This is a genomic window from Cyanobacteria bacterium GSL.Bin1, assembly GCA_009909085.1.
GTDB lineage: Bacteria > Cyanobacteriota > Cyanobacteriia > Cyanobacteriales > Rubidibacteraceae > Halothece.
The window spans coordinates 42,116-53,988 of sequence record JAAANX010000104.1 but is presented as its reverse complement, the minus strand read 5'-3'; the positions used below and the strand labels follow the sequence as shown (position 1 = coordinate 53,988).

The 11,873-nt window shown below is 42.7% G+C and carries 9 protein-coding genes and 1 pseudogene; 5 read left to right on the top strand and 5 right to left on the bottom strand.

What is annotated here, in order from left to right:
* Window positions 1–520: 520 nt before the first annotated feature.
* The 4 genes and pseudogenes from GVY04_14270 (at window position 521) to GVY04_14255 (ending at window position 3,427) form a co-directional block, all read left to right on the top strand.
* Window positions 521–784, top strand: coding sequence for a hypothetical protein (locus GVY04_14270; GenBank protein ID NBD17253.1), 264 nt, complete (start codon window positions 521–523; stop codon window positions 782–784).
* A gap of 731 nt (window positions 785–1,515) precedes the next feature.
* Complete coding sequence (locus GVY04_14265; protein NBD17252.1) at window positions 1,516–2,094, top strand: methyltransferase domain-containing protein; 579 nt, start codon at window positions 1,516–1,518, stop codon at window positions 2,092–2,094.
* A 41-nt stretch (window positions 2,095–2,135) separates the two neighbouring features.
* Window positions 2,136–2,420: pseudogene (locus GVY04_14260) on the top strand (peptidase C69).
* A 578-nt stretch (window positions 2,421–2,998) separates the two neighbouring features.
* On the top strand, window positions 2,999–3,427 hold the full coding sequence (locus tag GVY04_14255; GenBank protein NBD17251.1) for a GNAT family N-acetyltransferase: 429 nt from the start codon (window positions 2,999–3,001) through the stop codon (window positions 3,425–3,427).
* 55 nt (window positions 3,428–3,482) lie between these two features.
* Here the strand turns inward: GVY04_14255 and polA are convergent, their stop codons facing one another.
* The 5 genes from polA to hisD all read right to left on the bottom strand — a co-directional run bounded on the left by polA (window position 3,483) and on the right by hisD (window position 11,115).
* The gene (polA, locus tag GVY04_14250) at window positions 3,483–6,359 is read right to left on the bottom strand and encodes a DNA polymerase I (protein ID NBD17250.1); all 2,877 of its coding nucleotides are present in this window, start codon (window positions 6,357–6,359) and stop codon (window positions 3,483–3,485) included.
* A 163-nt stretch (window positions 6,360–6,522) separates the two neighbouring features.
* Window positions 6,523–6,924 (bottom strand): hypothetical protein, encoded by a 402-nt coding sequence (locus GVY04_14245; protein ID NBD17249.1) that lies wholly within the window; start codon window positions 6,922–6,924, stop codon window positions 6,523–6,525.
* Window positions 6,925–7,068: 144 nt separating this feature from the next.
* On the bottom strand, window positions 7,069–7,164 hold the full coding sequence (locus GVY04_14240; protein NBD17248.1) for a photosystem I reaction center subunit XII: 96 nt from the start codon (window positions 7,162–7,164) through the stop codon (window positions 7,069–7,071).
* A 94-nt stretch (window positions 7,165–7,258) separates the two neighbouring features.
* The gene (pcrA, locus tag GVY04_14235) at window positions 7,259–9,586 is read right to left on the bottom strand and encodes a DNA helicase PcrA (GenBank protein NBD17247.1); all 2,328 of its coding nucleotides are present in this window, start codon (window positions 9,584–9,586) and stop codon (window positions 7,259–7,261) included.
* Window positions 9,587–9,804: 218 nt separating this feature from the next.
* Window positions 9,805–11,115: a histidinol dehydrogenase gene (gene hisD, locus GVY04_14230; protein ID NBD17246.1), complete on the bottom strand. Its 1,311-nt coding sequence runs from the start codon at window positions 11,113–11,115 to the stop codon at window positions 9,805–9,807.
* 376 nt (window positions 11,116–11,491) lie between these two features.
* Here hisD and GVY04_14225 point away from each other — a divergent pair, with 376 nt between their 5' ends.
* Window positions 11,492–11,782: a 30S ribosomal protein S20 gene (locus GVY04_14225; protein ID NBD17245.1), complete on the top strand. Its 291-nt coding sequence runs from the start codon at window positions 11,492–11,494 to the stop codon at window positions 11,780–11,782.
* Window positions 11,783–11,873 lie beyond the last annotated feature (91 nt).

Below are 11,873 nucleotides of genomic sequence, written 5' to 3'. Positions count from 1 at the left end.
ACCACGGGTGAATCTTATTCTGACCCGGGTGTGGACTACTACGAACAAAAATACCAGGAGCAAATGCTCAAAAAACTTCAGAAAAAAGCTGAGTCCCTCGGTCTTGAACTTGTCCCTAAATTAACCTTTTCTGCTGATGTTTCTTGAAAGAGGGCTATAGCGCTACTGGTTCAGGTTAGGACATTACAAAAAGCTAGCAACCGAGACAGTCGTACTACCAATTCACTTAAAACGTCCTAACATCCTTGCGTACTGCTATAACACCCCAACAAGGGAGCAGCATCATCCTTGTCGCTCTATCTCCCGAGTTCGGTCATTACGACTTATTCCCTATTGTCAAGTCATTGTTATAAAAGTTGATAGTTTGTTACACTTTTTAAAGTAAAGCAATTTAAAAAATTCATCAAACCAGTTAGTTTCACATCAAACTTGACTTTTAGTCGATTCACTTTGACAAGGTAATCACTTCTAGAAGAATGGTTACTTCTTTCTCCGCAAATCTAGTCCGAATTAATGATTTATGTTTCCAAATCTTTTTAAGGCAACTCAAGAATATTGGCGCAAACTAGACGAATTAGAATCCGCTTATCAGCAAGATAAAATCTCACACGAAGAAGTAGATCGCAGAGTATCAGAACTAATGGCAGAACTGGCTCAAGAACGTCGTTCTACTTTCAACTATATGAGATACATATCACAAAACTGGCTAGCCCAACAGAAAAGCAATCTCATCGGTATAGGCTTCTTAGTATTTGCTATCTATGCTTGGATCGTGATTAACTGACAAAAGTTAGGCTTGACTAATTCTACTTCCTATTGAGAAGGAGCGTTAGAAACGTTCATCATCATTAAGTCTCAATGTGTCAAAATGGCTGCTAATAGATTTCTGTTCTTCTAGCAGTTCGATGAGGCGTTTTTGATGCGCGATATCTTCGACACGAACTTCGTTCTAGGCGCGATCGTAATCTTTGACGCGCTACAAACTTGAATTTCCTATTCCCACACATGGCATCACCTAAAGTTCAGTACGAAAATTGTGAGGGAGTACAGGATCTCTTTCCTTACGTTTACGGTAGCATCAATCTGAAGGTAGTGGTTGATGTTGTTGATTTCAATCCTGATCCAGAGGGTCGCTTTCAGCTTCCAGAGGAGATTCGGAGAAAACTCAGGTAAATAGTTGCTGTAAGGGATGTTAGTAATTTCGCGTAGGTCGCCGACCGAGCGTGACAACGCATCGCGCCCGCTTGTTATTGATTCAAGGGATCTGCTTTAATTGTAGTGTGTTCGCCCACCCGAACTAAGCATTGGACTCCCCAATTAAGGTAACACAACAATTGGAAAACATACCCATTGGCAAAGCATAAATCAGAACAAGAACAGCAAAATTTATCTTCTCCTCACTCTCTCTCATCCAGTATTCCCAAAGATTGGCAAAGCGCAATTGAAAATACGACTCAGAGATTTAATCGCGAATACCGTCAAGAAAATTTTGCTCTCCCGGTAGAAGTCGAAGCGATGTCTATTTTTAAGCAATGGCAGGAGGGAAGTCTCCAAAACCGTATTGCTTCTAAATTTTGGGAATTAAAAACTCCAAAGAAAAAGCAAGCCTGGTTAGACATTGGTTGTGGTTTGAGTTTTTTGATTTATCCTTGGTACGAGTGGGATGCATTTTTTTATGGACAGGAAGTGAGTACCGCAGCACGGGAGATCTTAATGAGTCGGGGACCCCAACTCAATTCCAAACTGTTTCGCGGGGTAAAATTAGGTGCGGGTCATCGCTTAGCTTACGAAAACAGCCAGTTTGATGGTGTGATTGCTACGGGTTGGAGTTGTTACTATCCTCTCGATTACTGGAAACTGGTTCTAGCTGAAGTCAAGCGCGTACTCAAACCCAAGGGCAGCTTCATTTTTGATGTGATTGATCCTGAAAGTCCTCTCGCTGAAGATTGGGCAATTTTGGAAACTTATTTAGGTGCAGAAGTGTTATTAACGCCGTTGAGTGAGTGGCAATGTCTCGTGCGCCAAGCAGGGGGAAAAATTGTCAAAACCTCTTCTGGGGAGTTGTTTCAGAGTTGGCAAGTCAGTATATCTTAGTTTAAATGGCGAGAGAATCAATGATAGCAGGAGGAAGAAGAATGTGTGATTCTCTGGTGGCTCTACCCGATGTGACGAAAGCAGGAGAGGTAATTTTTGGGAAGAATAGTGATCGTCCAGCAGGAGAAATTCAAGAGGCAATTGTCATTCCTGCTTAAAGCTATACCACTCAAACCTCTGTTGAGTGTACCTACATCACCATTCCTCAAGTCGAACAGACCCTCGCTGTGATTATTTCCCAACCGAAGTGGATGTGGGGCGCAGAAATGGGTGCGAATGAATGTGGTGTGGTCATTGGTAATGAAGCGGTGTGGACCACCGAACCGATTGTACATCTTCCCAATCCCCAATCACAAACGGATCGACGCGATACGGGATTGATTTTCTACAACAATGAGCAGTTCTTCCTCACTGATGAAATGATAATTAGTTGCCTTAAATCCTTCAAAATTAATGACGTTAGCGATAAAATGTAATAATGAGTTAGACGGCATTTTATTAAAAAGTGACTTTGATGAAGCAATAGTTTATTTTCTTTTACCATCAATGGCTGCTTTAAGTCAAAATTTAGCAAGGTTTAGGGGAATATCACTTTATATGATTGTCTCTATTCTTCCTTTTTAATTGGTATTAACTTATCATACTCACTCTAGAAGAGCCATTAATATTACTGTTTGGGAATACTAAAATTGTCGCCAGCCACAGCAACACTTCGCTGCAACCGACAGCCGAATGCAGCGAAAAGAGCTAACCGAGGCGCGAAGCGGCTGCGGTTGAGCTAGTCCGTTAGCGGGAATGATATAGCAGTACGCAATGAGGTTAGGACATTTTGTTTCGGTGGTCGTGTGATAGTATCAGTTCTTAAAACCATAACTTATGTCCTAATGTTAATCCGTAGCGCTATATGAAGATACGAGACGCAACAGAATCTGATGTGGTGGCCATGTATGCGGTTGACCATATGGCCGCCGAGAAAGGCAGCCGCAGGCAACACATTCGCAACTGGGTTGATGCAGGGCGAGCCATTGTTGCTCTCATTGACGAAGTTGTGGTTGGCTATGCAGTGCTCGAATACACCTTCTTCTCAAACGGTTTCATCTCGATGCTGATGGTGGACAGGGCCAGCAGACGGAAAGGTGTAGCTACGGCCCTGGTCAAACATCTTGAGAAGATGTGCGAGACCGACAAGTTGTTCACATCCACCAATGAATCTAACAAGCCAATGCAAGAGCTGATGCAGAGCATGTCTTACGAACCGAGCGGCACGATATACAATCTCGACGAGGGAGATCCCGAGCTGTTCTACGTTAAGTGGCTTGAAAGAACCCACTAACCAGTCGCTACAGGGGACGGGCGATAACGCCCGCCCTTACAAAGGTTTCAGGATTTCACTTAGCTTCCATCCAGTTTTTCCCCACATTCATTTCCACTTCTAGGGGAATACTTAAAGCAACGGCATTTTCCATGGTTGCTTGAATTTGTGGGCGCAGTTCTTCCCACTCCTGGGGAGGAATCTCAAAAACTAACTCATCATGAACTTGGAGTAATAAACGGCTTTGGTAGGGTTTTAAGAGTTCATTGAGTTTGACCATGGCAATCTTGATAATATCCGCACTTGACCCCTGAATCGGTGCATTAGCAGCTGCACGGAGGGTTTCGCTTTCATCTTTGCCCACTTTTATTTCGTTTAAATCAATGGTATCCGGATCGCTTCCTTTGAGTTTATCGAGGGGCGAACCCGTAAAGTAAAAATAGCGCCTGCGTCCGAGTAATGTTTCTACATAACCTTGCGCGATCGCGCGTTTTTTCTGATTTTCTAAATATGCAAACACCAGGGGATAACGGGCTTGATATTTTTCAATAAATTCTTTCCCCCGTTGATTACTGACAGCTGCTTCTCTGGCAAACCGTTGCGCCCCCATCCCATAAATGACACCAAAGTTAATGGTTTTCCCGAGGCGTCTTTCCTCATCAGTAACGTCTTCTTTTTCAAACAGTAATTGTGCTGTCAGCCGGTGGACATCTTTTCCGGTTTGATAAGCATCCAGTAAGATCGGTTCTTGACTCAAATGCGTGAGAATTCTCAGTTCAATTTGTGAATAGTCTGCAGAGACGAGTAGCCAATCATCTTCTGGGAGAAACGCCCGACGAATTTGACGAGAAAACTCAGTCCGAATGGGAATATTTTGTAGGTTGGGATTCGAGGAAGAAAGTCTTCCGGTTGTTGTAATGGCTTGATTAAAATCAGTGTAGATGCGTTGGGTTTCTGGATTCACTAAACTGGGAAGAGCATCGACATAAGTTGATTTTAATTTGGCAAGGGTACGGTGTTCTAAAATTAGATCAATAATGGGATGATCGCCCTGTAATTTTTCGAGAATCGCATGATTAGTAGAATAACCCGTTTTCGTTTTCCGAGACTTCTTCGTGCTTAATTGCAGTTTCTCAAATAAAATTTCACTTAACTGCTTAGGAGAATTCAAATTAAAAGTTTCTCCCGCTAAATCATAGGCTTCGGTTTCAATGCGTTCTAACTTATTTCCTAATTCTTGAGATAGGGTTTCGAGGTAAGCGGTATCGATTCGGATTCCCCAATATTCCATGTCCGCTAAAACCGGTTCTAAGGGGAGTTCAATCTCTCGAAATAATTGATCTAATTTCGGAATTACTTTTAATTCGGCTGCTAATAACTGCGTCAGTTGGTAAGTGACATAGGCATCCATCCCACAATATTCAGCAACCGTTGCCACATCTAAATCAGCAATCGTACCCTCTTTAGGAATCGCTAATTCTTGATAACTTTGGGTTGATAAATCCGGTAAATATCGGGCGGCTAAATCGCTTAAATTATGATTCCGTTCGGGATGTAAAACATAACTCGCTAACATTGTATCGAAGACCACACCCTTTAATTTGATTCCAAAATGACGCAACATCAAGCGATCAAATTTGACATTTTGTAGCGTCTTGGGATAGTCTTCGCTTTCTAAAATAGGAGATAAAGCTGCTGTAATGTCTGCTGCATCTAAAGCCGTTCCTTGCTTATGATTAATCGGAATATAAGCGGTTTCATTAACCTCATTTCCCCAACAACAACCAATCCCAACCAGTTCTGCATTGCGCGGTTTTAAAGCGGTGGTTTCAGTATCCCAACTCACCGGAAAAGCAGCATCTTGATGTTGGTCTAAAATGGCAATTAACTTGTCCAGTTTTTCTCGCGTATCAATAATTTCCGGTTGGACGGTTACTAAGTTTTTTTGTTGCTGTTTTGTTTCTTCTGCGCTGAAAAACCAGAGACTTTCATCTTCTATTTCTTCTTCTGCGTCACTTTCTAAACTACTATTTCCCCCCAGTTGCTGTTGGAGATAATCGAGTTGCTTTAAAAATTGTTTGAGTTCAAGTTTTGCCAGTAGCGGTTTAAGTTCCGCGACGTTAATTCCTTTCAGTTTAAACTCATCAAAACGAATCTCTAAAGGCACATCATCTTTAATCGTTGCCAGATAACGGGAATGTTCTGCATCTTCTTTTCCCGTAGTTAATCGCTTTTGCATTGCCCCTTTAATTTCAGCAATATGCTCATAAATTTGATCGAGGGTTCCATATTGCTGGAGGAGTTTAACGGCAGTTTTTTCCCCAATGCCATTCACCCCCGGAATATTATCCGATTTATCCCCACACAGGGCTTTATAATCAATCACTTGCTGCGGTTGAATGCCTAGGGTTTCTTCCACATCTGTGCTGTGATATTCACGGATGGTTTTCGCTCCCTTTAAAACCGATTTATCTAAATAAAGAACGCTAATTTGTTGGGTTTCATCAATGAGTTGAAATAAATCGCGATCGCCGCTTATAATTTTAGTAATGTATCCTTGCTCCTTTCCTTGCCTAGCAAGGGTGCCCAACACATCATCGGCTTCGTACCCTTGCGCGGTTACCACTGGCAAGTTTAGGGCAGCGAGAATTTCTTGTAAATTGGCTAAATCAGGGATAAAGTCATCTGGCGTCTCAGCGCGATCGGCTTTATAGGTGGCATCCGCTTCATGACGAAAGGTGGGTAACCCTAAATCAAACGCGATCGCGACTGCTTCTGGTTTTTCCGCTTCTAACACCAGTAACAAGGATTTGAGAAAGCCGAAACAGATACTTGTCGGTGTGCCATCTGAGGCTTTTAATCCCCCGTCTCGACTCTTCGCAAAAGCATAATAGGCACGAAACGCTAGTGAGTGACCGTCAACTAATAACAAGACAGGGGCAGCATCAGACATGAAAAATTAACTAATAATGTAAAATCAACAATTGATTGAGGAGTTAAATCTGTCTAATCATTCACTCCATTTCGATCAAGAATTGCTCCTATTCCATTTCCTAATCTGAACCGAGATTAAGGGCGAATTGAAGCTAAGAGACAGACCAATTATCCATTGTACATTATTCATTATTCGGTTCTAACCAAACAATATGACGCTGATTGGGTTTAATTTGATTGGTTTGTTCCTGCATGATGATCTCGCTTTGATAGGGATCAAAATTATGAGTAAATTCGCGGTTTAATTCATCGACACGGGCTTGCGTTTGCGCTACCTCTTCTTGTACTTCTTCGAGGCGCAAACGTTGAGTTTGGTAATTCGGAATCAGTTTACTAATCGCAGTCGTTGCAGCAGCGATCATGACAAGATTCACTACAACCTTTGTACTAATTTCGAGGGTTAAACCGCGATGACGCGGTAACTGACGACGTGTTCTCTTTTTTGGGCGCGAAGAAGCTTTTTTTGAACGATAAGAAACGTCTTTGGGAACGGGAGGAGTAGGAGTGACTTGTACAGCAGGCATAATACGATAAAGAAAGTAACTTTTTAGCCCTATGCTACCCGTTTTCTTTCATCAGCGATCATAATTGACGATCAAAAATCCGCCTACAGAACGATGCTGCAGGCGGGATCAAAGGTTGACTAGTGGATTCAGCCAACCATCATGTTATTTGTAAAGTTCTGTTGCCAAACGAAAGGCAAGTACACCCGGAACTAAAGCAACAACTAAAGCAATTAAAACTTGGGTTTCTGATAATGGCATGATTGATAATCTCCTCTCAATAGAGAATACTCTCTCACTACTGTGCAGTATTTTGGGCAAAAAACGATATGAATTGTTACAAATTGCTATAAATTTAAAGCGGTTGTAAGGGTGCAATATTGGGATCAATGATTTTACGCCCTAAGCCTGGGAATTCAATGGCGAGATTCGTTTTCTTCCCACTGCCAAGAACATGAGTCACGTTGCCTTCGCCAAAGGTATCATGAAAAACGCGATCGCCCACTTGCCAACTATGAGAAGTGGCTTGCGGTTGTTTTTTCTGTTTCGCTTGTGGTTGCTGCTGACGACGGGCTTTAAGCGGCGGAGAACTATGACTTACCAATTCATCGGGAAGTTCGCCCAGAAACTGGGAAGGAATCGCCGGTTCTCGATATCCCCACAAACGGCGTTCTTGGGCATAAGATAAAAAGAGTTGTTCTTGGGCGCGGGTAATCCCTACGTAGCACAATCTTCGTTCTTCTTCTAGCGCTGCGGGGTCATCTAAAGTACGTCGGTTAGGAAATAAGCCTTGTTCCAATCCCACTAGGAAAACCACAGGGAATTCTAACCCTTTTGCTGAATGGAGGGTCATTAAAGAAACTTTTTCTTCTCCTTCATTCAAGTTATCTAAATCAGATGCTAAAGACGCATTGGCGAGAAAGCCTTCTAAACTACTATCCTCATTTTCCTCGGCAAACTGCATCATCGCACTGTCTAACTCTTTCAAGTTTTCCAGTCGAGTCTCTGCTTCTTCTGTTCCTTGATTTTGTAAATCTTGTCGATAGTTGGAAGCCTCTAAGATTCCATCTAAAAGTTCGGCTGCGGGGAGATGTTCAACGCTCGCTTGATAAGATTTAATCACTTGGGCAAATTCATTGACATTTTTTGCAGCACGTCCGGCTAAGGTATTGACAGAGGTTTCATCGCTAATAATTTCCCATAAGGGAACATTCAGTTCTTGCGATGCACTAATGAGTTGATCCAGGGTTTTTTGTCCAATGCCGCGCCGTGGTGTGTTGATAATGCGCAGTAAGCTAACCGTATCATTGGGATTTGTTAGTAGTCGTAAATAAGCCAGTGCGTCTTTAATTTCTTTACGATCATAGAACTTTAAACCACCGACAATATGGTAAGGAATATCAGCGCGGAGGGCTTCTTCTAACACGCGAGATTGGGCATTCGTCCGATATAATATGGCAAAACTCCCCCATCCCAATTCGGGATTTTCGCGCGTTAAATTCAGGATTTGATTGCGAATGAAGCGGGCTTCTTCAATTTCATTTTCCGCTTTATAACAATAAATTTCTTCACCATACCCGCGCGTCGGTTTGAGGATTTTATCAATACGTTCGCTATTTTTTTCAATGAGAATATTCGCTGCTTCTAAAATATTTTCACGCGATCGATAATTTTCTTCCAACTTCACCATGGTGCGGGTATCATCATCGGGCAAACCATCGCCAAAATCTTCTTGAAATTCCAGTAAGATGGTAAAGTCTGCCATGCGGAAGGAGTAGATGGATTGATCGGCATCGCCAACGACAAAAATTGACCGATTATTCCAATTCATTTCCTGTTTCTTCGGTTCCCCATTCGTGGTTAAAAGATTAATGATTTGATATTGAATGCGGTTGGTATCTTGATATTCATCCACTAAAATATGTTGGAATTGTTGATGCCAGTATCCTAAAACCGATTCATTTTGAGAGAAAAGTCGCGTGGGAATTAAGATTAAATCATCAAAGTCAAGGGCATTGTTGGCAGCCAGTTGCCCTTGATACGCTTGATAAACTTCTGAAACCACTCTGCCTCGATAATTCGGCTGTTGCGCCAGCACATCTTCAGGATACAAGCCTTGGTTTTTGGCATTACTAATACTGTAGCGAAGAGAGCGGGGATTAAATTTTTTATCGTCTAAGTTAAGTTGCTTCGTAACAATATTTTTTACTAAACTTTGGGCATCTGACTCATCATAAATCGTAAAATTTTTCGTCCATTGATACCCTTTGGGATCTTGGTATTTATTAATATCGTCCCTTAAAATGCGAGCAAACAAACTGTGAAACGTGCCAATCCACAAGTGTTTGGTAATATCTTTATAAACGCGCGATCGCAGCTTCACTTGTTGATGTTCCGGCAGTAATTCTAAGCGTTGTCCTTCTCTTTCTTGGGCTAAGCGTTGGGCAAAAATGAGCTCTATCCGCTCTTTCATTTCTTTAGCCGCTTTGTTCGTAAAAGTAACTGCTAAAATATTTTCTGGGTTAACCCGGTGATTTAAAATTAAATGGGCAATTCGATACGTCAGCGCCCGAGTTTTCCCAGATCCTGCCCCAGCAACGACTAATAAAGGACCACAAAAATGCTGAACGGCTTGACGCTGCGACGCATTGAGTGAAGCTAAAAAATCAGTTTCTACTGGCATAACTAAGATAGAATTAAAACTAATAATTAACAATGAATCATTGCTATCAAATGACTCAATCATGGCTCAGATTGACCGTTTGCCCTCCCAATTTGGGAGCATCCTAAGCCTTTTCCGTCAGTTTAAAGGAAAGAAAGGGGAAAGGTAGAGCGAAAATTGCCCTGGCACCTTTACCCTTTTTCCTAGATGATAACCGCTGACTGGCCACTAGTCATTAATTACGACTGTTCTTGATTGTTTTCTCGACGTAAGCGCACTGATTCGCTATGAGAATGTAATCCCTCAGCTTGGGCTAAGGTCTGAATTGCTTGCGATACCCTATCTAAGGCAGTATGTGAATATTCAATTAAACTCGAATGCTTCATAAACGTTTCCACCCCTAAAGCAGAGGCATAACGGGCTGCGCCAGAAGTGGGTAAGGTATGATTAGGACCGGCTAAATAATCTCCCACCGCTTCTGGAGTAGAATGTCCCATAAAAATTGCCCCCGCGTGTCGGATGAGATGCAGCATTTCCCAGGGTTCTTCTACTTCTAACTCTAAGTGCTCTGGAGCAAATAAATTTGATAATTCGGCTGCTTCGTTGAGAGAATTCACCACAACAACGACTCCGTAATTCGCGATCGCTTTTTCCGTTAACGTGCGCCGGGGATGATCCACTAATTGTTTTTGCACTTCTTGCTGGACTTGGTGCGCTAATTTTTCTTCTGTGGTTAACAGAATAGCTGCTGCCATGGGATCGTGTTCTGCTTGTGCCAATAAATCAGCTGCCACATAAACTGGATTGGCATTGTGATCGGCAATGATCAGTACTTCAGAAGGACCGGCTAAAGAATCAATGCCAACCGTACCATAAACCATTTTTTTGGCTAAGGTGACATAGAGATTCCCCGGACCGGTAATCACATCCACTGCTGGAATCGTTTCTGTCCCATAGGCCAAAGCGGCGATCGCGTGCGCACCCCCCACCCGATAGATTTCTTCAATCCCTGCTTCTTGCGCTGCGACCAATACCGCCGGCGTAATTTTGCCATCGGGACCCGGGGGCGTTACCATCACCCGTCGCTCAACCCCCGCTACTTTCGCTGGCACCGCATTCATGAGAACGGTACTCGGATAAGCGGCGCGTCCGCCGGGGACATATAACCCGGCCCGGTCAACCGCCGTGTAGCGTTTTCCTAATACGGTTTGGTTTTCACCAAATTCAACCCAGGATTTAGGGGTGCGTTGGCGATGGAAGGCTTCAATTTGTTGTCTCGCTAGCGCGATCGCGTCGATTAATTCTTTTGAGACTTTTTGATAAGCAGCATCCAATTCTGAGCCATTGACTCGTAATTGATTGACGGTTAGGGTCAGTTGATCAAATTTTGCTGTGTAATCGAGCAGTGCTTGATCCCCTTGTTTTCTCACCGTTTGAATAATTTCATGCACTGCCTCTTCTTTCCCCGCGATTTGTTGATCGTGGGTTCGGCGAGAAATCCGTTGCAGTTCTGTTGTTGCTTCCGCGACTTGATTGATGATCCGCAGCATGGAGCCCAAATACCCCTCTAAGCGACTACCCTCGTTTATCGTTCGACCCTGAATCAAAGACAGAGCGTGATCTGTCTTGGTGAGATGCAGGGGCTGGGAGACTCGATGAAACGATGGTATGATTCTAATTGCCCAGCTTTCCTTTATCTAGCTTAACCTGAATTTTTCTGAACCTCCGTTCCCAAAGCCAGAAAAGAAATGTTATATTTTTGAATAGGAGCGTCAATTTGATTTTTTAAGCATTTCTCTTCAGTTTACAACAATTTTAGGCAAAGCGTGTTATAATCATAGTTCCGTTATCTTGACAGCTCAAGCAAGCGGAAATTTTATAGATTAGATCAACAAAGTTAAATTATTTATTCTTTGAAGGATAACCGTGGCAAATATTAAATCCGCAAAGAAGCGTATTCAAATCGCAGAACGCAACCGTCTCCAAAATAAGTCCTATCAATCAGCGGTTAAAACCCTGATGAAAAAGTACTTTGCAGCGGTTGATGAGTATGCTAGCAATCCCAGTTCCGAAAAAGAGCAACAGGTTCAGCAAGCCATGTCAGCGGCTTATAGCAAAATCGATAAAGCAGTAAAAGTCAAAGCACTGCACCAAAATAATGGCGCGAGAAAGAAAGCCCGTTTAGCCAAAGCTCTCAAAAAAGCAACCCCCGCTTAAGGGCCTAACTCTCCTGTAAGCAAGATTAAAATTTGGGAAAAACGTGAGAGAGTAGTGAATAAACCCGATCAGAGATAACCTCTTCTCATAT